We start from the raw sequence: 21496 nt of genomic DNA, 5'->3' as shown, positions 1-21496 counted from the left end.
AAAATTAGGCATTTTATTCTATTATAGCTTTTTTCGCCAAGGTACTCGCTCAATCTTGGGATTTTCTTTATAGTTTCCTAAGCATTGGTATTATAGGATACTAATAATCCTAGGTAATACTAAATCTGGTTATTAAAGACTGATTATTTATTCCCCTTTTTGCATGAGTGCATGAGTAGAAAACGGGTTTCTCGGAGAAACCCGTTTTCTGTGCTACATTTATATTTATTTTATTTCTCCCTCTATTATCCTGATTTCTTCCTCACTTAATCCATACAATTCATACACTATTTTGTCAATCTCTTTTTCTAACTCGCTGGTGTCAGCTTTGGGACTAGATTTTTTAGCCGTGAGAATTTGATCTACAAGTGCAATTATAGGTTGCTGTTGTTCTTGACTAATTTCTCTTACTGGAATACTTTTTACCGAGACAAGCTTTATTTCTAGATCAGTATCAAAATTTTTATACCAAATATTTATTAAATGAGAATTTAAAATTCCCAATAAATACTTTAAATCTAAATTTACCGTATTTAAATTGTTCTTATAAATAACAGAACAAGTATATAATCCATGAATTCCATCCCTATCATAACAAGCAACTATTCTAGGAAATAATGATATTTTTCGCATTCTCTGAAAATAAATTTTTTCAGTATCTACTATTTCTTTTGGCAAACAACTATGTAATTCTTTGCTTCTCTTAACGTATAAGTTTTCAAATACTATACTATAGGAAGCAATATTTCTTCCATTAATTGCTGGTTCCCAGCTTTGATCTATTTGATTATTAGATAATAGGTCAGTATTTTTATTTTCCTTATCTCCATAGGGTTTTGTACCTTGTTTCAGTTGAAAAAGCTCGCCTAATTTTCTAAATTTGTTCATATTGTTTATAATTTCATCTAATATAAGTTTTCTTCTGAGATTAATTTTCTTCTCTCTATCATTTATAAAAATTGAGTATGGTATTTCTTGAATAATTTCCCATTCATCATCATATAGATTATTATATTTATAATCTGGATAGGCAACCATCGCAGAAGTAGTTGAGTCTTTTTTCGGTTTAATATATTGGGAAATATTTATTACAGTGACTACATCAGGAGCATCTTCAAAAATATTCTTTCTCAACTCAATAGCTTTAATAATATGTGTATTTTGAATAAGAAAACTTCTTAGAGATTCAGATTGAGTGTTATAAAGAAATGTATTAGGAGCAATATAGCATTGATAGTATTGAGATTTTAAAAGTTGATAAGCTCTTTCATAAAATAATTTAAAAGAATCGATTTTCCCTTGACTCGAAATAGGATATTTTGTTTTATAAAAACTCTTTTCCATTTCCTTGAATTTCACTCCATAAGGAGGATTACCAATTACCACATCAAAACCGATAAAATTCCCCTTATCATCTAGAACTTCGGGGAACTCGAAGCGCCATTCAAAAGCATTATGATAAATCTTACCGCTTTCAATCTCCTCCAGTTGCGGACGTAACTTATCAATCTCATTCCTTAACTGACTAATCTTCCTTTCCCGCGCTTTCTTTTCCTTAGCTGACTCCTCAAATAACAAAATTTGATTCTCTAGACTATATAAATCCGTTTCCAAACCCCGCAAGCGCTTTTTCAGAGGATTATCTCCCTGTAAAGTCTGACGAAAACTACTCTTAATCTCACTTATCAATCTCTCCATCTCACGCTTTTGCGATTTATCCTCTGCGTTGCGATAGACTCTCACCGCATCCTTATAACTCTCGATACTTAAACGATTTTTGCGGGAAAAGACTTGTAAATCATTGGATAACCCAAAGCGACTAATCAGAGAATTGCCAACCTTGATATTAATATCGATATTCGGTAACGTCTCTAACTCGTTATCTGCTTTGTAGTAAGCATTCTTGAGTAACTCAATCCATAAACGCAACCGACAGATTTTCACCGAGTTGGGATTGATATCAACTCCAAAGAGACACCCCTCAATCAGACGCTGTTTTTCCTGAAATAAAGTCTCCTGTACGCGCTGACTTTCTCGACTGCGGGGATTATATTCAAACAGATTACCGTCATCATCGGTGACGATTAACTCATCGTTCACCACCTCAACCCGATAATCCCTGAGAGTTTTCCCCTCTTTATCCACTAAAATCTGTAACTCACTCTTAATCGCGATTATCTCGTTCAAAGCAGAAACAAGAAAATGTCCCGAACCCACCGCAGGATCACAAATTTTGAGACTATTGATAATAGCATTGGCTGCCGTTTTGTCTTTGATGCGGTTATACACATCCTCGATTGTCTGACAATCCCATCCCTGACTCTGGTTAAATTTCTCTATCACTGCGCGTCGAATCGTTTCCCGACACATATACATAGTGATGAAACCGGGGGTGAAAAAGGAACCATCCTTATATCCGTTGATTTTCTCGAAGATTAATCCCAACACTGACGCATTGATAAGAGTCTTGTTATCCTCCTGTATCGCTTCCCCACCTTCGCTGCTAAAATCGTAGGCATTGAGAAACTCGAATAGGTATGCTAAAGCGTTGATTTCTCCTGTTCGCTTTTTCCCCTGACTATCCTTTAAGACTGTTCCTGCAAAAATCTCTAAATTCTCCGAACGCAGGTTACTGATGACTATGGTTGATTGTTCTAAGTCTGTGGGTTCAAATAGGGAACTGTTGAGATAGGGAACCTGAGTATGGGTATTCTGGATGTCTTTGCTTCTTTCTGTCTGTTTTTTTGCTAAGACGCTGAAAAATAAGCGATTTAAGTCGTCATAGTTGGCAATTTTGCCTAAATTGAGAAACCCTAGGGATTTATCCCCCCGATGATACCTAATTATCTGCGCTTCCAATAGTTTGAGGAAGAGGATTCTATTTATCCAGGTTATCCCCAACTCTAAACCGATATTCAATAGTCTCTCTTCTTCCGTCTCCCCAAATTCCTCGGGATTGGGTAAACGAGAGATTTTATCTAAACTCTCCACTTGACTGATAGCGTTCTCTAGCAGCGAACCGGGTTGTCGCGCTGCCGGTTGCAGACGTTGGATGAGTTTTTTTCCTCCCTCTTTTATCTCTGTCAATCCGATGATATGCAGCAGTTCACTATAAAAGTTTTTGTCGAGACTGTTGCTATCGTTCGCAAAGGGGAGTTTTAAGAGGTGTTCGGGAGAAAAGATTTTATAGAGACTGATGAGGTTATGTTCGTCCTCCCGGATGGTTTGGGAGTATTCCCGCAAGTCAAAATGGGTGTATGTCAGGGAATCGAGTATGGAGTTAAGGAAGGGTTCTCCTATCTGTTTGTAGAAGAAGTCGGTGGTTTTTCCCGTTAGTCTCCCCGTCTCAAAGTCATTAAACTGTCTGACAAGTTCCTGATTTTGTGCGAATAGTCTCTCGAAGATATTCCCATCGAAGATAAACCACTCATATATATTGGTAGCAATCAGGTGTTTTATCTCTAGGTTTTTCTCGGTTATTCTTTCCCGTAGGAAGTAGAGGAGTAATTCCTGTAATGCTTTACAGTTGAGTTTGTCTCTCCGCAGCATCTCGCTTTTATTGCTGGGTTTCTTGACTTCCAGTATTACCCCCACGGAATCCCGCGACTCTTTCCCATTATGGATGACTAAATCATTCCTTCCTTTGGTGTTGATGAAATGTTGGGGACTATAGTAGCTGTGTTTGAGAAAGTCTGCAAGCAGGTTTTTATGGAACTCCTCTGATTCTGTCTCGTTGATACTCCCCAAAAGTTGTTCTAGGTGGGTTTGAAACTTCTCTACCTGACTACGACTCGGTTTGACTCTTAGGAATGCTTTGTTTAATGCTTGTCGGGGAGAGAAATTTTCCGTCTTCATACCTTTATCCTCTTCCTACTCAACCCGGTTTTGGAGTCTATTTTTTTCTCTCTTATCTTTGCCCAAAAACCCTATATATATTTGCGCACGGATTCCCATTATATAAAAAGTATAAAGCAAGTCTCGCCATTTGTCAAGGGTTTTGGGAAAAAAAAATCGAGCTGATACTAAAAATATATCTTCCCAAGAGTCGATCGAAGCGATCGATGACTTGGGAAAATTAGCACAATCGGACAAACCTCAATTCTGTCGAGTCGGTTAGTTAACTAAGTTTTTCTTCAGGAAAAGTTGCTTGAAACTCATCGAGTAACTCATCTAACTCCTCAAGAGCTTGATTAACATCCAATCTCAGTCCCCCAATGTCGGGTTTATCGCGCAATTGCAGTAAATAATCCCGTTTATTAGCCATTTGTTTCACTTTATCGATCAAGCTGGTTTTATCCATAATTCACCCTCTGGTACTGACTGCGATTATATCTCAGTCAGCCCGTATCAGTGGCTCTCCTGCAAAAATCAAAAATCTTCCTTGAGGTGACGAGACAGGGAACTCCGAGGCTCTCTTGGGTTTGGTGGGTAAAATGTGTTCTAAGATATAGTCTAGCGGTCGAGTGGAACGAACCACAAAGACACAAAGATCGATCCTATACAAGTTAAACTGATCAGACAAAAAATAAGAGAGATAACTATCCAAGCTATAAAACTTAAAATTATGTCAAATTTATCCTATATTCTCGATATTTTAGCCCGATAGCGGCTCGATACTCTACTTTTGTAGCAGATATACTAAGAACTGATAACTGATAACCTACTTTCCTATGTTCCCTCTCAATTCTCACCACTCAGAAATAACTACCGTTGCCGATCCTATTTATCTAGAAATATTTAAAAATCTCTATCAATTTATTGCCGAAGAAATGGGGATTACTCTGCAAAATACGGCGGCAAGTGTCAATATTAAAGAGCGCCTAGACTTCTCCTGTGCTATCTTTGATGAGGTGGGAAATTTAATCGCTAATGCTCCTCATATTCCCGTCCATTTAGGCTCTATGTCCGATAGTGTTAAAAGTTTAATTCAGGATAAAGGTGAGACGATTCGTCCGGGGAATGTTTATCTAGCTAATAATCCTTATAATGGCGGTACTCACCTGCCAGATGTCACAGTAATTAGTCCTATTTTTGACCGCCAAAATCAGGAAATATTATTTTATCTTGCCTCCCGGGGACATCAAGCTGATATCGGTGGCATTACCCCCGGTTCTATGCCTCCCCATTCTGTCCATATTAGCGAAGAAGGAATTTTATTCGATAATTTTTTGCTGGTAGCGGCGGGACAGTTTCGGGAACAAGAATTAATTAATCACTTAACTAATAGTCCTTTTCCTGCGCGCAATATCGCCCAAAATATTGCCGATTTTCAAGCACAAATAGCTGCTAATGCCAAGGGGGAAAGAGAATTACATAATATGGTTGATCGCTACGGATTAGCTACGGTTAAAGCCTATCAACAGTTCGTTCAAGATAATGCCGAGTTAGCGGTGAGAAAAGCTATATCTGTCCTGAAAGATGGTGAATTTACCTATTATCTGGATAACGGTGCTGTCATCAAGGTAAAAATTAGCATAGATGTTGATAATTGTCAAGCAACCATTGATTTTACTGGCACATCTAACCAGTTAAACAATAACTTTAATGCCCCCCTGGCAGTGACAAGAGCGGCGGTTTTATACGTTTTTCGTACCCTTGTGGAGGAGGCAATTCCCTTAAATGCTGGCTGTTTCAAACCCCTCCATTTAATTATCCCATCTGGTTGTTTTCTTAATCCCGTTTATCCGGCGGCCGTAGTAGCAGGAAATGTGGAAACTTCCCAGGCAATAGTTAACGCTTTATACGGGGCTTTAGGCATTCAAGCAGCCAGCCAAGGGACGATGAATAATTTCACTTTTGGCAATCAAAAATATCAATATTATGAGACTATTTGTGGCGGTTCTGGTGCGGGGGTAAATTTTGCGGGAACCGCTGCCGTACAAACCCAAATGACTAATTCCCGTCTCACCGATCCAGAAGTATTAGAAATGCGCTATCCTGTGTTAGTGGAAAGTTTTAGTATTCGCCCCGATAGTGGCGGTAAGGGACAATATTCTGGAGGTGATGGTGTGATAAGAAAAATTAAATTTCAAGAGGCGATGACTGCTAATATTTTATCGGGTAATCGCCTAATTTCCCCCTTTGGACTAGCGGGAGGAAAAGCCGGTAAAATAGGACGTAATGCCGTGGAAAGAAAGGATGGAACTATTGAAGAATTGCCCAGCACAGCGACTATAGAAATGAACGCTGGTGATATTTTTATTATTGAAACCCCCGGCGGTGGTGGCTATGGAAATTGCTGAACGATAACGAAGACAGGAGGCAGTTTTGCCCTTTGCTTTTTGCCTTTTGCCCATCCTAACCAAGAAGTTAATTTTGTCCTATTACTGATTAATTTATGACAATTATCTTAGCGATCGAAACCAGTTGCGATGAAACGGCGGTGGCTATTGTTAACAATAATCTGGTGTTGAGTAGTGTGGTTTCTTCTCAAATTGATCTCCATCGTCTCTATGGCGGTGTTGTGCCAGAAATGGCCTCCCGACAACACCTAGAAACCATTAATTTTTGTCTAGAAAAAGCTTGGCAAGAAACGGGTTTAAATTGGTCAGAAATTGATGGAATAGCCGCCACAGTTGCCCCCGGTTTAGTAGGTGCTTTAATGGTGGGAATGACAGCAGCCAAAACCCTGGCTATTGTTCACGATAAACCCTTTATCGGTATTCATCATCTCGAAGGTCATATCTATGCTTCCTATCTGGCTGAATCTGATCTTAAACCTCCTTTTTTATCTCTTTTAGTCTCTGGGGGTCATACCAGTTTAATCCATGTGCAGGCCTGCGGTAAATATCAACAATTAGGAACCACTAGAGATGATGCAGCCGGAGAAGCTTTTGATAAAGTGGCACGATTATTAAACTTAAGTTATCCGGGTGGTCCGATCATCGATCGCATGGCTAAAGATGGTAATCCCCAAGCTTTTCCCTTACCTGAAGGTAAAATATCTTTACCAACCGGCGGTTTTCATGCCTACGATTCCAGTTTTAGCGGTTTAAAAACTGCTGTTTTGCGCTTAGTAGAGAAATTCGAGCCAGATAATTTACCTGTAGCTGATATAGCCGCTAGTTTTCAAGATACGGTAGCCAGAAGTTTAACCCGTCGGACAATCAATTGTGCCTTAGATTATGGCTTACAAACTATTGCGATCGGGGGAGGAGTGGCTGCTAATAGTGCCTTGAGAAATCATCTGGAAACTGCCGCCAAAAATCATCATTTAACCGTCTATTTTCCGCCACTTAAACTCTGTACCGATAACGCCGCTATGATTGCTCGCGCTGCCGTTGATCATTATGATCTGGGTCATTTTTCTGACCTTTCTATCGGTGTTCGTTCCCGTTTACCTTTAAGTGAAGTTATGCAATTATATAATACGTCAGATTTTTAGCTATCAGCCGTCAGTATTCAGAATTGAGGAGATTGCTTTTATCTATTCTCCCCATCACCCCATCACCCCACTTCATAATTCATAATTCATAATTTATAATGTTTGGCTTTTTAAATCTCAATAAACCCCCCGATTGGACTTCTCACGATTGCGTGGCCAAAGTCCGCAAAATTCTGAAGACAAAACGAGTCGGCCATGGCGGAACTTTAGATCCTATGGCTACGGGAGTTTTACCGATCGCCGTTGGGGCTGCCACCCGATTACTGCCCTATTTACCCGAAAATAAGGCTTATCGGGCAAAAATTCAGTTAGGACTCAGCACCGATACGGATGATATTACGGGAAAAGCGATCGCTACTTGTCCCTGGCCCGATTTAACTTTAGAGGCTGTTAAGCCTCATTTAGCGGAATTTATTGGCAATATTGCCCAAATTCCGCCGATGTATAGTGCTATTCACCAGGATGGTCGCCGTCTCTACGAGTTGGCTCGCAAAGGGGAAATAATCGCAGTGGAGCCTCGTCAGGTCAAAATTGACCAAATAACGGTTTTAGGCTGGTTAGAGGGCGAATTTCCGCAAATAGAGCTAGATATTCACTGTGGATCGGGGACTTATATCCGTTCCCTAGCCAGAGATTTGGGTAAGGTGTTAGCTGTGGGTGGCACTTTAGCCAGTTTAACTCGCACGGAAAGCTGTGGTTTTCAATTAGCCGATAGTATTAATCTGGAAGCTTTAATGGCTAATTCTGAGGGTTTAATTTCGCCTCGCATTGCCTTGGCACATCTGGACTGGATTTCTTTGACACCAGAGAGAGTTATCGATTGGTTTCACGGCAGAAAAATTAATCTCACCGATACAAATGTTATAATCGGTTCTCTGGTGGCTGTGGAGTCTTTAGATGCTCAATTTCTCGGCATTGGTGAGATAGTTGTCAGAGAGGATGAATACTACCTACAGCCTAAAATAGTTATTCAGCAATAGGGTTAATAATAAGCACTTTTTTTATATCCTAAGTATGTTTATCTGGATAAACTAAGCTTTTTTATCAACAGTATAAACCCACTGATTATGATTTTTTCTGGCGAGGATTTTTTTAGAAGCGACCAAAGATTTCAGACAAAGATTGAGCATAGAAACGGGACGATTTAAGCGTTGGCTCAATTCTTGAACTGTGATTCCTTGGGGATAAAATTGCATAAGTTCAAAAATTTGCGCGCTAGTATTTAATCCTTTTGTCGGACTAATAATCTTGATAGCCAAGGCTAGTAATCGGGAGAAACGACAGGCCATTAGACCCTTGTTTGTCGCTGCTTTGTTCCGATCGATCTAGCCTTTTTTTCAAGAAGTTATCAGGGTTTCAAGTGCCAATAAAACCCTGACGAAAATAGAGATTAATTTGTTCCCATAATCTCTTGAATAGCAGATAAAAGGCAATCAATCTCCTGATCAGTCCCGATAGAAATCCGCACATAATTCTGAATGCGAGGATGTTTAAAGTATCGTACTAATATCTGACGCTCTTTCAGTTGACTATATAACTCACTGGCACTAATCTGTGGGGGAGAAGCGAGGATAAAATTAGCTTCCGAGTCAAAAACAATAAATCCCAAATCGCGCAAAGAAGTAATTAAACGGCTGCGGGTTTGACGGACTTTTTGCCAAACTTGCTCAAAATAATTATGGTGTTTTAAAGCTGCCGTGGCCAAAGTTTGAGCGATGCGATCTAAATTATAGGAATCACGCACCTTATCCATCTGTTCGATAATGGCCCCGGCAGCAAAACCGAAACCGACTCTTAACCCCGCTAAACTATAACTTTTCGACATAGTGCGACTAATGATGACATTATCGTAACGGGAGAGAAAATCGAGATGATTGTCATCACTAAAATCCACATAAGCTTCATCAATTAATACCACTCCCGAGGCATTAGCACAGGTTGCTTCTAAATAGTCGCGATCAAGATGTTTACCGAGGGGAGGATTAGGAGAAGCGAGAAAAATTAATTTCGCTTCCGGACAAATAATCGGTCCTGCTAATTCAAATTGAGCATTAGTGGGAAATTCGATAATATTTGCCCCGTGTACCCGGGCAATTGTCTCGTAAAGGGAATAGGTTAAATCCAAAAAAGCAACACTTTCGCCGGGGTTAACAAAGGTACGCAGGGCGATATTGAGGATATCATCAGACCCATTACCTGCGATAATGCGATCGGCTGTTATGCCGTATAATTCCGCCGCCGTTTGCCGTAACTCTTTGGAGATAGGATCGGAATAGAGTCGGACTTTCTCTAATTGCTCTTGCAGGTGGGCAAAAATTTCCGCCGGTGGGGGATAGGGGTTCTCATTGGTGTTAAGTTTGGTAAATCCCGCAGTTTGGGGCTGTTCTCCCGGAGTGTAAGCGGGGGTTTGACGAACACAATCGCGTGTGGGTAGCATGAACTCTCTGGAGCGGCAATTTCTAGCAAGCTTTTTATTATAGCTGATTATCAGGGGTTGAACAGAGGTCAACCCCCAATGGTAAAACTAATTAAGGTTCTACCCAACGGCCATCGGCTTTAATTAAATTAATCAACTCGGTGACACCTTCCCTTTCGGGGACGCGTTTAATTTCCTCGCGACCGCGATAAAGGGCAATATAACCGGCCTGTTTGCCCACATAACCATAGTCTGCGTCGGCCATTTCTCCCGGTCCATTGACAATACAACCCATAACAGCGATATCGAGTCCGGTGAGGTGTTTAGTCGCCTCGCGCACTTGCTGTAGGACATCTTCTAAATTAAAAAGAGTGCGACCACAGGAAGGACAGGCAACGTACTCGACCATGGTTTTCCGTAGTCCCAGGGACTGGAGAATACTGTAACAGACGGGAATTTCCTTTTCGGGAGCTTCCGTCAGAGAAACGCGAATCGTATCACCAATACCGTCCGCTAAGAGAGTGGCAATCCCGGCAGTGGATTTAATTCGTCCGTATTCCCCATCTCCTGCTTCAGTAACGCCCAAATGCAGGGGATAATCCATACCTAACTCGTCCATGCGCTTAACCATGAGACGATAGGCGGCCACCATCACCGGCACCCTGGAAGCTTTCAGGGAAACCACCAGATTGCGAAAATCGAGGGATTCGCAGATGCGAATAAATTCTAAAGCCGACTGTACCATTCCTTCGGGGGTGTCGCCGTAGGTAAAGAGCATTCTTTCGGCCAGAGAACCGTGGTTAACGCCGATTCGCATCGCTTTGTCTTGATCTCGCAGGGAAATTACTAAAGGTTTCAGGGTTTCGGCGATTTTTTCGCCAATTTCATCAAATTCTGCTTGACTATACTCGCTGCGGTCGGCTTTCGGTTTCTCGAAAACGTACAAACCGGGGTTAATCCGCACTTTATCGACGTGCTTGGCCACTTCTAGGGCGATTTTCATGCCGTTGTGATGCACATCGGCTACTAACGGCACAGGTTGATAGGTGGCGAGCAGTTTTTCCCTAATTTTAGCTAAAGCGGCGGCGTGGGCTAGACTCGGCACGGTGACACGGACAATTTCACAGCCGATTTCATGGAGGCGACGGATACCGGCCACGGAACCATCTATATCAAGGGTATCCTCGTTAATCATCGACTGCACGACCACGGGATAAACACCACCGATGGTAACGCTACCTACCCGGACGGGACGGGTTTTGCGTCGGTGAATCGTGGTGTCGAATTCGGAGGCAGTTGCGGGGGGGTTGAGCGTCGATTCCAAGGTTTGCATAGGACTATCACCAACAATCACTCTCCCTATTCTCTCAAAGAACAGCAACAGATTCTAGCCACTCTAATAAAATTGGGTTAAAACGGTCGGGACATTCATCCTGTAAACAATGACCGGCCTGTTCAAATTCTATATATTTTATCCTAGGATTAAGAGAGACAAAACCCTGAGCTAACTGGACGGGAACCATACGATCTTGTTTGCCCCAACATAATAAAATCGGGATTTCTAAGCGTGGTAAAATTAACTTTGCTGGTGGACAATATTCGGGATGATTAACAGCTTGTGCTAGGGAAATAAAGGCCTCGGCTGCCCCCTCATCTAGGGTGGGGGCGGCGATAATTTGTACTAATTCGTCGCTAACTGCTTTCTTGTCTTCGTAGGCGATTCCTGTCCATTTTTTCAAGACTTGCGGACGACGCAGATAGTAAAATATCGGTTTTAATAGCCAAGGCGAAGTGAAAAAGTTTTCGATGGGAGTGACGATATTTAATAACCAATCGGCGATCATTTCCCGCCGACGGCTGACATCGGGTAAACTGAGCATAACTAATCCGGCTACCATTTCCGGGTATTTACCCCCTAGGGCCATACTAACTAAAGAACCGATCGAATTTCCCACTAATACCACCGGTCTATTGATAAAAGTTTGCCAGAAATCGTGTATTTGTTCCACCCAGAGATTAACGGTATAGGGAACCTGCACTTTACGGGAACCACCGAAACCTAATAAATCTACCGCGTAAACTCGATGATTTTGGCTGAGGATAGGAATATTATGGCGCCAATGTTCGATCGCCGCTCCAAATCCGTGCAGTAAAATTAAAGGGGGATTATCGGCATCTTGGGGGTTTTTTGCTGGCATAAAACTATAACGAATTTGCCAACCGCGCCACACCCAATCCCGTTGATAACCGATGCGTTCTGTCCAAGCTGGTGAAGTTGTCACTTAAGTCAAACAATTAAGAGGTTTTCTGGAAATATCACTCTAGTTTTATTATACTGGTTTCCCCGTCCCTAACCTGCATCCGAATAACATCTTTGTACTACTTTTCCCAAATATATTTAAACCGAGGGTTGATCTAGCCTATGCTGAAAAGAGGGGGATTAAAATCGATCGCTCCTAGACTTTAATTGCAAATTTAGGATACTGCACAGATGGGCAATCTATTTGATGATGTCAGTCGCTTTCTTGAAACCCAACTGGAAGAATTTCTCAGAAGTCATCCCCAATTAGAATTACAGGCACTGGTGGAACAACTGCGCGAACAGGAGCGCGATACTGCTAAACTGATTAGCGCCCTAGAAAATGAGCGTCAACGTCTCGAACAGCAAATTTTGGCCACTGCCCAAGATATCCAAACTTGGCACGCTAGAATTGATAAGGCTAAGGCCGCCGGACGGCAGGACTTGGTTAAGGCTGCTAGTGAACGCGAGGCGGCCCTATTTCGTCAGGGTAATCAACTTTGGGGACGGATGGAAGGGGTAAAAAAACGTCTGACTCAATCCCAAGAGTTACTACAACAGGTCCAACAACGTCGTCAAGAAGTGCAAATTAAAGCCGAAAAAGCCCCTAAAAATCAGTCCCGTGACTGGGAAACCACTTTTTGGGATCAACCCCAAGAATCGGACTATCAGCGATCGAACTACGATAATCTCGATCTAGAATTTAAAGAATGGGAAATGGAAGAAGAATTGAAAAAATTAAAGCGAGAAATGGGACGATAATTTTTCAGTGAGCAGTGAGCAGTGAGCAGTGAACAGTAAACTGATAACTGATAACTGATAACTGATAACTGATAACTGAAATCCCCAACACCTAAAAACACCCCAGAATTGTTCCTCTTAGAAAACGATGGCATCTCAAGCACAAAATCCTGAAAATCAACCCTCCTCTACCCTCGAAGAAATCCGGGCCGCTCGTTTAGAAAAAGTGGCAGGATTGCAAAAAGCTGGCTTAAATCCCTACGCTTATCAGTGGAAATCTACCGCTCACGCTCAACAATTACAAGAGCAGTATGCTGACTTAGCACCGGGGGAAGAAATTAGCACAGAAGTAGCCATTGCTGGTCGGATTATTGCCCGAAGAATTATGGGTAAACTAGCCTTTTTTAACCTGCAAGATGAAACGGGAACGATTCAATTATACCTCGATAAAAAACGCATTAGTGAAACCATGGCCGCTGTGCCGAATGCCTTTAACACGGTGATTAAATTAACCGATACAGGCGATATTTTAGGAGCAAAAGGGACGATTAAACGCACAGAACGCGGCGAATTATCTATCTATGTAAACGAGTACGAAATTCTCACCAAATCCCTCTTACCTCTCCCGGATAAATGGCACGGGTTAACCGATGTAGAAAAGCGTTATCGACAAAGATATGTGGATTTAATTGTTAACCCCGAAGTGCGACAAACTTTTCGCCGTCGCGCCCAAATTACCGCTGCTATTCGGAGATATTTAGATCAACAAGACTTTATTGAAATTGAAACTCCTGTGCTACAAAGTGAAGCGGGAGGAGCCGATGCTAGACCGTTTATCACCTATCATAACACGCTGGAGATGGAGTTATATCTCCGCATTGCCACCGAATTACATCTAAAAAGATTGATAGTCGGTGGTTTTGAAAAAGTCTTTGAGTTAGGCCGAATTTTTCGCAATGAAGGGGTTTCTACTAAACACAACCCCGAGTTTACTTCCATCGAAATCTATCAGGCCTATGCTGATTATTATGACATGATGGAGTTAACCGAAAACATTATTGTTAACGCCGCACAGGATGTTTTAGGTACGCTGAAAATCACCTATCAAGACAGGGAAATTGACCTAACTCCTCCTTGGCGACGAGTGACTATGCACGAATTAGTCCAAGAAATAACTGGGGTTGACTTGAATAGTTTTGAGGATTTCGAGTCGGCTCGTATTGCCGCAGAAAATGCTGGCATTGGCGTTCCAGAGGACTGTAAAACCATCGGTAAGCTCCTAAATGAAGCTTTTGAACAAAAAGTCGAAGAAACCCTAATACAGCCCACTTTTGTGCTAGATTTTCCCGTGGAAATTTCCCCTTTAGCTAAACCCCATCGCTCAAAAACTGACCTCGTGGAAAGATTTGAATTATATGTGGTTGGACGGGAATTAGCTAATAGTTTTTCTGAGTTAACCGATCCCATCGATCAACGGCAAAGACTGGAAGCACAGGCACTCAAAAAAGCGGCCGGCGATTTGGAAGCGCAGGGAGTTGATGAGGACTTTTTAACCGCTTTAGAATACGGAATGCCCCCCACGGGAGGCTTAGGAATTGGCATCGATCGCCTGATCATGTTATTAACCAATTCTGCCAGTATTCGCGATGTGATTGCTTTCCCCTTATTAAAAAGTCAAAGTACAGCGATTAAATCTTTTGACTACGATCAGGAAAAAAAAATTCTGAAAGTGGAATTTAATCACGGTGGTATCTATCTTTATCATGATCTACCTTTGGCAGTATATAAAGACTTTCAGTCTGCACCATCGAAAGGACAGTTTTTTGTCGGACAAATTCGCGATAAATACAGTTTTGACAAGGAATTGTAAAAGTTAGGGTCACTTCAGTTATCAGTTATCAGTCATAATTCATAATTCATGATCCCTTTTTACCTTTGACTTCCTGCCAAGTGTTACCGACTCCCTGTAAAACCCCGCGAATTACTAAACCAATACCCCTACCGATAACTTGGATAAGGATATAGACTACTCCCTTACCCACCACCCGAAAAAAAGCGCGTAAACGAGGAGATAAGGAGTCTCTTAATTCTAAGGCGATCGAAGCTAACCAGGGTATGCCTGTTAAACTGTTCAATTCTTCCTGTCGGGGGGAATAAATGGCTAGGGATTTGATTTGTCCATCGCTATAGTGAAATAATTGATATTGACTTTCAAAGATATCTTTAGGTTCTTGCCAATATTGTTGCCGTCGGTATTTCCAAGATAATTCATTGCGGATTTTAGCTAATTTTCTGGCGATGAGAAATTCTGATCGGTAAAGTTTTTGTTTGATTCTTTCCGATTCCGAGAAGTTATTGAGAATAATTACCGTCACTGCATTGGCAATATTATGAATGAGATTTTGCAGCAGAATTTCGGCTCTGGCGATAGTTTCAGGAGCATTAGCCCGGTATCCTACTCCGTCAATAGTTAAACTATTTTCGTACACTAAATAGGAAAATAAGTCAAGAGCAAAAGGAATTTTATTGAGGATTTCTGTTTGAATTGCCTCTCTTTCTTCCAGAATAATTTCGTTAAGTCTGCCTTTACTAATTTCCTCATAAACCGAGGCATTAATTTCTAAAAATTTACGGGTCACTTTCTCCCAGATATCGTAAATAATCAGATTTAAGCGACTGGTTAATTCCCCACTGCTAACCTGTAAATATCTGATTTCATCGACATTTTTACGAATTTCATCGAGAACTAAATACAATAATTCCCGTTGCCGATTATCCTGTAAAACATCAATTTCAAAACTAATCTTGGTTCTATTAATTACAGGCGATCGAATGACCGCTAAAGTGGACTCAAAAACCGCCGAAACACACAGGGGACGCTCGCGGCTTAAAATTGGTAATTCTCGATCGATATTGTTAATTATTACCGGGGGTGTGACTGCAGCTGAATTGTAATAGCTACCCTCCAGGGGAATTAGTTTTCTCACTAGCCATAGGGCTGCTAAAAGTTCTCGTTTTCTCCCCTGCCAATAAAAGCGATCAAAGCCGGATAAAGACTGTTGATTAAGATGCAGATCAATTAAATGTAATTCACTTTCGATGCGATTTAATCCCGTTTTGCCGGCACTGATTAACCAATGGCTAGGGGCTAAACTTGCACGGGTAGCAATGGTGAGAGGGGAAGGGACAACATCGTGGGATTCATCCCGGGAAATTTGCCCTAAAATAGTGATAAATTGCTCTAGGTTTGTGCCTTTGGGAATATAACCGGCGATGCCTAATTCTCTGGCGATTAGTTGCTGTCGGGAGTCGAGAGGAAAGGTTAATAAAACAATTTTACTTTCGGGATAGCGAGAGTGGAGAATTTCACAGTAGGACCAATCAAAGAGAGGATCGATAATAATAATTTCGGGGGAGGGATTCAGAGTCAAGGCGAAAATTGTTTCTAAATCCCCTTCGGTGACGATACTAATATTTTCTATCTGCGACAGGGCCTGCACCAGACCCAAGCGGAAAATCGGGTCATTATCGATGATAATTAAGGTGAGAGGGCGATCAATCACAAGAGTTGCAGCCTGTCAACGGATACTATTCACAGGGTCAATTATACAGTTATCTGGCTCATTTATTTTGTTTATAGCCATAGAAATCGATGCGATAATCGGTAATTTTTACCCCCGTCGATGCCTCGATCTGTTTAATTAATTCTGGGGGAAGTTGGATATGCACATCGATGATTTCTTGGCTGTCTAGACAGTTGATGTGACTGTGGGAGTCGCTGATGTTACCGTAGAGTCTGCCGTCCCAGCGTTCCACAGATTCGATAATTCCTTGACCCGATAGGGCCTCTAGGTTTTGGTACACTGAGGTATGACCGATGTTTTTTCCTTGCAGATTGAGACGATCATAAATTTCTCGCGCTGATAGGTGTTCCTGCGCTTGCCACAGCAATTCTAAAATATAGCGACGCTGACGACTAACCCGCATTCCTAAAGTTTGACACCTTTCGATCGCATCTTCTAAACACCGGATTGGTTTTTGTTTTACCTCCAAATTGTCCATAGTTGTATCCGTTGACCTCCGCCCTAATACATAGTCATTACCAGTTTAGCTTAGTCTTTCGATCGATGTCCACATTGCGCCAGTTTTTAGCCCCTCTTCAAACTGAGATAAAAAATCAGCAGCGCCAGATTCGAGTAGATTTGCGGGGGAATGAGTGGAAAGAACCACTCCAGGCACAAAGGACACAAAGATCGATCGCTACTAAGTAGTCGTGCAAAATTAATTTCCTAGTGAAGATAGGCAAAAGGCAAAAGGCAGGAGGCAAGAGGTGGTTAGATATGTGTAATTAATTTTGCTTAGGTACTTATATATAGCGTTTCTCGCATCTGTGCGGCACAGTTAAACCTTTGCTGATTAAGCTGTTCAGGATCGAGACTGTACCTCTTGTGAATCAGAAATGCTATAAATTGAACTGATCACACAAAGAATAAGAGAACCAACCATTTACTTATTTCTATAGATAGGATTGTAATATTTCTATACAAATCCTCTTGAAAAATATTTTGACCGATTGTACAGTTGGGCTGTAATTTAATTTATTTTTAGGGCCATGGCCACCAAATCGCCAAAATTATTCGAGTCATTGCGGTCTATGACCGCAATGACTGTCACTACTGTTAGCCTCACTCTAGCCGCTGCTTCTAGTGCTAGTGCCGCAACAGTGTTCGGTTTCCAAGACGCTTACGATCCCATTAATTGGACATTGACCAATAGTAATGCCGACGGGTTCGTCGATACCAGCGGCGCTCCCGCGTCTATTAGCCTGACTGGGGGGAACAATGGTTCTGGCAGTTCTGGAACCACAAACTACACCACCACTGCGGCTGCGGCTGGGACGGTGACGTTTAATTGGAACTATTCGACTACGGATCTTTTGGTGAATGATTCCTGTAGCAATCTTCCTAATAGTTTCTGTGACCCTTTCATTGTCCTCGTCAACGGGGTAGGGACTATCCCACTCAATCCTTCTGGAGGTACAACTCAGAGCGGGACATCGACGTTTAACGTCCTAGCTGGCGACAGTTTCGGTTTCCGTATTGCCACTGCGGACAACCTCTTCGGACGGGCTAGTGTGACGATTTCTAACTTTTCTGCCCCTGCCCCTGCCCCTGCCCCGATTCCCGAACCCTCAACTGTGCTGAGTTTGCTGGTACTAGGAAGCTTAGGCGCTGGACTGAAGTACCTTAAGCGGAATTGATATTCCAAAAAATAGGGGACTAGGAGTTGACCTCTCTTCCTAGTTCCCAACTTGATAAGCTGCCCGCGCATTTAAATTGCTTGTTGAGACGAGGCAAGAGGCAAGGGGCAAGAGGCAACAGTAAAGGGATTGGGGGAGATTCGGCTAATCTTAAGAATAAGTGCTATAAATGCGTCTTAGCTTACTAAATCCGGTTATTAAAGACTGATTATTTATTTCCCCTTTTGCCTATCGTGATCTGTTACCTATAGTTAACGGATTTAGTATTGTCCCCTAACTTGCTGCGGCACAGGAATCGGCGAAAATTACGCAGGGAATACCCACATGACTAATGGGAACAATATAGGTTTCTGTGGGGGGAAATAAAGCGACAACGTGGGGAACGGGACGGGGAGTATAATGCACTTGCGATTGGCCCTGATAAGCGAGGGAGGTACTTGCTCCTGAGTCTAACATCACCGCCTCCCGAAAACCTGCCTGTACTAATAATTCTCCCAAAGCCATCGAATCGATCGGCTCTCTGGAAACCCCGATTACTGGCTGTCCTGCCTGATTAATCCCCCAAAAAGCCCGGTGACGCAGGGCATCAAAACCGTAAAGTGTACCAAAGGATTCTCGTGATTGTGGTTGTCCATCTTTGACTAACCAAGCGGCCGCGACAAAAGCATCCGTAACCTTGAGATCATCTCCAGCCTCCGCCGCGATTCCTTCTAGGGTATTATGACGGGCCCGATCAAAAGGAAGATAACGCACCCATTGATCGGTAATGATTACTAAAGGACGACCCTCTAACTTGCCGATTTCTCCCTCATATCCCGGGATAAAGCCGCCATTTTCGCTTAAAACCGGCCCGATCATCTGATTTGAGTCCAATTCCTTGAGAGAGAAAAAACCGCCGTCCACAGCGGCGATCGCTTCTGTGCCAGCGATAATCTCCTCCACTTGATAACGACTATCAGCGTGGATGGTTTTGGGAATCCCGCCACTAATCAGAACAAGTGTATTGGTTGGAAATTCCACTTCCCGTTTTTGGATGGTGGTGGCAAAGTTAAAACCGCCATCGGTACGGGGCAAGGGATCACCTCCCCAAGCTTGCGGTACAATTTCTCGCGTGCGCGATTGCCCAAAGCGTCCAATAGTGAGTAAATCGGGGGATTGTCCCGCAAAATGCTCATCGAGGTCATTCATCGATAAAGCCGCCCGATAACCCGCTTTTTTGACGAATTCCTTCACTCGATCGTCCGCCTTCCCTTCCGGATAGGTGAAATAATTAATGGTAATGCCCAATTCTTTTTCTAAGATTTGTTTCGATTGCTTGACTTCTTGCTCCAAATCTGCATCGGACAATAATCTGAGATCCCGGGGATGACTAACACTATGGGAGACAATTTGTACTAGAGGATCGGCGGCCATGTCCCGGAGTTGTTGCCAAGTGACACTGGTTCTGCCAGTTTTTTGAGTCATTTTATTGATATAAATCGAGAAAACGGCAGGATAGCCATATTTTCTCAATAAAGGATAGACATACTGGTAATGTCCCCCATAACCATCATCAAAAGTCAATAAAACCGGTTTAGCAGGAAGGGGGATACCTGTCCGCAGATGGGAAATTAACCAATCGATACTGATAGGAGTTGCCCCGATTTCCTGCAAAAATTGAAAATGGGCTTCTAATTCGGCGGGAGTAACGTCAAAAAATACCTCTTTTTTTGGTAAAATGTCGTGATACATTAAGATCGGTACTTTTGTTTCTTGAGCGCGGGGATGAATTGCCGGCCAGGGGGCTAATTCGATCGCTGTGGTCGAGTTATTTTGCCAATTATCGAGACTAATATCGTTTTTTTGGAGAGATAGGGAAAAAATCACGCGATCGGAGAGGTTTTTATAGGTTTTACAATCAAAAATTCTCGATATATCCTTAAAAGAACTATTTTCTCGAACATAATCCGCACATTCTGGTTGAAACTCCCTAAAAGGTGCGGGGAGATAATCACCCCCCACGAGAGCATTAGAACGAGGATAGAGAGAACTTGCCCAAATAATCAGACAAACGACGATAAATGCCAAAAATCCGGATAGGGGAAGCAAGGGAAAGGAAGATTTTTGCCGAGTTTGCCAACGCATAAGATCAAGTAATAAAGTAAAAAGTAAAAAAGAAATTGAGATTTGCTCTCGTACCTTGACTAACAAGCTGAGTTTCCCTATAATCAGTTCCCTTGTCAAGTTTTCTAGAACACCCTGATCAGGAGATAAAGGAACCACTCCAGACACAGAGGACACAAAGATTGATTGCTTCTATAGTAAGTTAAACTGATCACACAAAGAATAAGAGAGCCGGTATTTTACAACTAAGGAAGAAGGGGAGTAGTAAAAAGCATCAACGGGGGTGAGAGGGAAAGAATTCCAACGATGAAGGTGAATCGACAAAACGGATTAACCGATCTCCACATTACCTGTACCTTGAAACATCAGCCAAGAGAGAAAAAAATTAGCCACAAAAATCGCTAATAAAGAAGTTACCACAGCCGTGGTGGTAGATTGACCAACTCCTTTAGCACCGCCGGTAGTGGTTAAACCCCAACTGCAGCCGATAATGGCAATTAAAATCCCAAAAATTAGGGCCTTTAACATAGAACTAATTAAATCCCATGTTTCTAGAAAATTTTGGGCTGATTGTAAGAATAGGGAATAGGAAATACCGTAAAGACTATCAGAAATCAATAAACCCCCCATTAGCCCTGTGACTAAAGAGATAATGGTGAGTAGGGGTAACATTAAACTACAGGCAATCACCCGGGGAATGACCAAATAATCGATCGGATCGGTTTTTAAAATATATAAAGCGTCAATTTGTTCTGTTACTCGCATTGTACCAATTTCGGCGGCAAAAGCCGAGCCAACTCTCCCCGCCACCACCACCGCGGTTAAAACCGGGGCTAATTCCCTAGTTAAAGCCAAGGAAAGGACTCCTCCAACAAAACTACCCGCCCCAAAAAAAATAAATTCTCTGGCTACCTGAATAGTGAAAACCATACCCACAAAAGCAGCGGTAATTAGGGCAATTGTCAAGGATTCTGGACCGACAATACTCATTTGTTCCAGAGTATTACGCCGGTGGATTTTGCCATTAAGAATATGTAAAAAAGTTTGTCCCGCTAACAAACCAGCAGCCCCCAAACGCTGAAACCATAAACTTAAACCACTGGCAGCATTACTTTTTCTTGGCATTTGTCGAGGGACTATCGCTAAAATTTAACTTATTATAGGCGAGAATTCCCTCTGATACTAAATCCGTTGAGTAACGCACAGAAAACGGGTTTCTCCGAGAAACCCGTTTTCTACTCATGTGCTTTGATGCCACTCGATCGAGGGATAAGAAACTATGGTTTTGTGCTG

Annotated in this window: 17 protein-coding genes; 6 read left to right on the top strand and 11 right to left on the bottom strand. The window is 42.2% G+C overall.

Going from position 1 to position 21496, the window contains the following annotated elements; genetic code table 11:
- Positions 1-225: 225 nt before the first annotated feature.
- Positions 226-3855: a DUF7149 domain-containing protein gene (locus tag MiAbW_RS05760; protein WP_151695299.1), complete on the bottom strand. Its 3630-nt coding sequence runs from the start codon at positions 3853-3855 to the stop codon at positions 226-228.
- Positions 3856-4117: 262 nt separating this feature from the next.
- Positions 4118-4300: a hypothetical protein gene (locus MiAbW_RS05750; protein WP_002734024.1), complete on the bottom strand. Its 183-nt coding sequence runs from the start codon at positions 4298-4300 to the stop codon at positions 4118-4120.
- 370 nt (positions 4301-4670) lie between these two features.
- On the opposite strand from MiAbW_RS05750, the gene MiAbW_RS05740 reads away from it, so the two are divergent.
- The 3 genes from MiAbW_RS05740 to truB all read left to right on the top strand — a co-directional run bounded on the left by MiAbW_RS05740 (position 4671) and on the right by truB (position 8364).
- Positions 4671-6242 (top strand): hydantoinase B/oxoprolinase family protein, encoded by a 1572-nt coding sequence (locus tag MiAbW_RS05740; RefSeq protein ID WP_151695297.1) that lies wholly within the window; start codon positions 4671-4673, stop codon positions 6240-6242.
- Between the two features lie 95 nt (positions 6243-6337).
- A complete protein-coding gene (gene tsaD / locus MiAbW_RS05735) occupies positions 6338-7384 on the top strand; it encodes a tRNA (adenosine(37)-N6)-threonylcarbamoyltransferase complex transferase subunit TsaD (protein ID WP_151695296.1) in 1047 nt (348 codons plus the stop codon).
- Between the two features lie 98 nt (positions 7385-7482).
- Positions 7483-8364: a tRNA pseudouridine(55) synthase TruB gene (truB, locus tag MiAbW_RS05730; protein WP_151695295.1), complete on the top strand. Its 882-nt coding sequence runs from the start codon at positions 7483-7485 to the stop codon at positions 8362-8364.
- A gap of 51 nt (positions 8365-8415) precedes the next feature.
- Here the strand turns inward: truB and MiAbW_RS05725 are convergent, their stop codons facing one another.
- The 4 genes from MiAbW_RS05725 to MiAbW_RS05705 all read right to left on the bottom strand — a co-directional run bounded on the left by MiAbW_RS05725 (position 8416) and on the right by MiAbW_RS05705 (position 12082).
- A complete protein-coding gene (locus MiAbW_RS05725) occupies positions 8416-8673 on the bottom strand; it encodes a winged helix-turn-helix domain-containing protein (RefSeq protein ID WP_151695294.1) in 258 nt (85 codons plus the stop codon).
- Positions 8674-8774: 101 nt separating this feature from the next.
- Positions 8775-9821 carry a histidinol-phosphate transaminase gene (gene hisC, locus MiAbW_RS05715; RefSeq protein ID WP_151695293.1) on the bottom strand — a complete coding sequence of 349 codons (1047 nt, stop codon included), beginning with the start codon at positions 9819-9821 and terminating at the stop codon, positions 8775-8777.
- Between the two features lie 91 nt (positions 9822-9912).
- Entirely contained in the window at positions 9913-11133 is a 1221-nt protein-coding gene (gene ispG, locus MiAbW_RS05710) for a (E)-4-hydroxy-3-methylbut-2-enyl-diphosphate synthase (protein ID WP_151695292.1), read from the bottom strand.
- Positions 11134-11167: 34 nt separating this feature from the next.
- Positions 11168-12082, bottom strand: coding sequence for an alpha/beta fold hydrolase (locus MiAbW_RS05705; RefSeq protein ID WP_151695291.1), 915 nt, complete (start codon positions 12080-12082; stop codon positions 11168-11170).
- A 209-nt stretch (positions 12083-12291) separates the two neighbouring features.
- On the opposite strand from MiAbW_RS05705, the gene MiAbW_RS05700 reads away from it, so the two are divergent.
- Both MiAbW_RS05700 and lysS read left to right on the top strand, forming a co-directional pair.
- Complete coding sequence (locus MiAbW_RS05700) at positions 12292-12861, top strand: TIGR04376 family protein (protein ID WP_151695290.1); 570 nt, start codon at positions 12292-12294, stop codon at positions 12859-12861.
- Positions 12862-12988: 127 nt separating this feature from the next.
- Positions 12989-14710 (top strand): lysine--tRNA ligase, encoded by a 1722-nt coding sequence (lysS, locus tag MiAbW_RS05690; protein ID WP_151695288.1) that lies wholly within the window; start codon positions 12989-12991, stop codon positions 14708-14710.
- Between the two features lie 46 nt (positions 14711-14756).
- On the opposite strand, the gene MiAbW_RS05685 is transcribed toward lysS, so the two are convergent.
- Together MiAbW_RS05685 and MiAbW_RS05680 are read right to left on the bottom strand one after the other, a co-directional pair.
- A complete protein-coding gene (locus MiAbW_RS05685) occupies positions 14757-16403 on the bottom strand; it encodes a DUF3685 domain-containing protein (protein WP_151695287.1) in 1647 nt (548 codons plus the stop codon).
- Positions 16404-16461: 58 nt separating this feature from the next.
- On the bottom strand, positions 16462-16902 hold the full coding sequence (locus MiAbW_RS05680) for a Fur family transcriptional regulator (RefSeq protein WP_002731825.1): 441 nt from the start codon (positions 16900-16902) through the stop codon (positions 16462-16464).
- 592 nt (positions 16903-17494) lie between these two features.
- On the opposite strand from MiAbW_RS05680, the gene MiAbW_RS05675 reads away from it, so the two are divergent.
- A complete protein-coding gene (locus MiAbW_RS05675) occupies positions 17495-18100 on the top strand; it encodes a PEP-CTERM sorting domain-containing protein (RefSeq protein ID WP_238707199.1) in 606 nt (201 codons plus the stop codon).
- Between the two features lie 273 nt (positions 18101-18373).
- On the opposite strand, the gene MiAbW_RS05670 is transcribed toward MiAbW_RS05675, so the two are convergent.
- The 3 genes from MiAbW_RS05670 to MiAbW_RS20420 form a co-directional block, all read right to left on the bottom strand.
- On the bottom strand, positions 18374-20224 hold the full coding sequence (locus MiAbW_RS05670; protein WP_151695286.1) for a polysaccharide deacetylase family protein: 1851 nt from the start codon (positions 20222-20224) through the stop codon (positions 18374-18376).
- A gap of 309 nt (positions 20225-20533) precedes the next feature.
- Positions 20534-21328 (bottom strand): MlaE family lipid ABC transporter permease subunit, encoded by a 795-nt coding sequence (locus MiAbW_RS05665; protein ID WP_151695285.1) that lies wholly within the window; start codon positions 21326-21328, stop codon positions 20534-20536.
- Positions 21312-21446, bottom strand: a complete 135-nt coding sequence (locus MiAbW_RS20420; RefSeq protein ID WP_271955928.1) for a hypothetical protein — start codon at positions 21444-21446, stop codon at positions 21312-21314. Before MiAbW_RS20420 ends, MiAbW_RS05665 begins: the two co-directional genes overlap by 17 nt.
- Positions 21447-21496 lie beyond the last annotated feature (50 nt).

Source organism: Microcystis aeruginosa NIES-4325, from assembly GCF_008974145.1.
In the GTDB taxonomy this organism is placed as follows: domain Bacteria; phylum Cyanobacteriota; class Cyanobacteriia; order Cyanobacteriales; family Microcystaceae; genus Microcystis; species Microcystis aeruginosa_G.
The sequence above is the reverse complement of the archived record's forward strand: the minus strand, read 5'-3'. Positions and strand labels throughout refer to the sequence as shown.

Coding starts and splice junctions, on each gene's coding strand:
- hisC (WP_151695293.1), bottom strand. CDS start 9,821: ATGCTACCCACACGCGATTGTGTTCGTCAAACCCCCGCTTACACTCCG.
- ispG (WP_151695292.1), bottom strand. CDS start 11,133: ATGCAAACCTTGGAATCGACGCTCAACCCCCCCGCAACTGCCTCCGAA.
- truB (WP_151695295.1), top strand. CDS start 7,483: ATGTTTGGCTTTTTAAATCTCAATAAACCCCCCGATTGGACTTCTCAC.
- tsaD (WP_151695296.1), top strand. CDS start 6,338: ATGACAATTATCTTAGCGATCGAAACCAGTTGCGATGAAACGGCGGTG.
- MiAbW_RS05665 (WP_151695285.1), bottom strand. CDS start 21,328: ATGCCAAGAAAAAGTAATGCTGCCAGTGGTTTAAGTTTATGGTTTCAG.
- MiAbW_RS05700 (WP_151695290.1), top strand. CDS start 12,292: ATGGGCAATCTATTTGATGATGTCAGTCGCTTTCTTGAAACCCAACTG.
- lysS (WP_151695288.1), top strand. CDS start 12,989: ATGGCATCTCAAGCACAAAATCCTGAAAATCAACCCTCCTCTACCCTC.
- MiAbW_RS20420 (WP_271955928.1), bottom strand. CDS start 21,446: ATGAGTAGAAAACGGGTTTCTCGGAGAAACCCGTTTTCTGTGCGTTAC.
- MiAbW_RS05750 (WP_002734024.1), bottom strand. CDS start 4,300: ATGGATAAAACCAGCTTGATCGATAAAGTGAAACAAATGGCTAATAAA.
- MiAbW_RS05680 (WP_002731825.1), bottom strand. CDS start 16,902: ATGGACAATTTGGAGGTAAAACAAAAACCAATCCGGTGTTTAGAAGAT.
- MiAbW_RS05740 (WP_151695297.1), top strand. CDS start 4,671: ATGTTCCCTCTCAATTCTCACCACTCAGAAATAACTACCGTTGCCGAT.
- MiAbW_RS05675 (WP_238707199.1), top strand. CDS start 17,495: ATGACCGCAATGACTGTCACTACTGTTAGCCTCACTCTAGCCGCTGCT.
- MiAbW_RS05760 (WP_151695299.1), bottom strand. CDS start 3,855: ATGAAGACGGAAAATTTCTCTCCCCGACAAGCATTAAACAAAGCATTC.
- MiAbW_RS05670 (WP_151695286.1), bottom strand. CDS start 20,224: ATGCGTTGGCAAACTCGGCAAAAATCTTCCTTTCCCTTGCTTCCCCTA.
- MiAbW_RS05725 (WP_151695294.1), bottom strand. CDS start 8,673: ATGGCCTGTCGTTTCTCCCGATTACTAGCCTTGGCTATCAAGATTATT.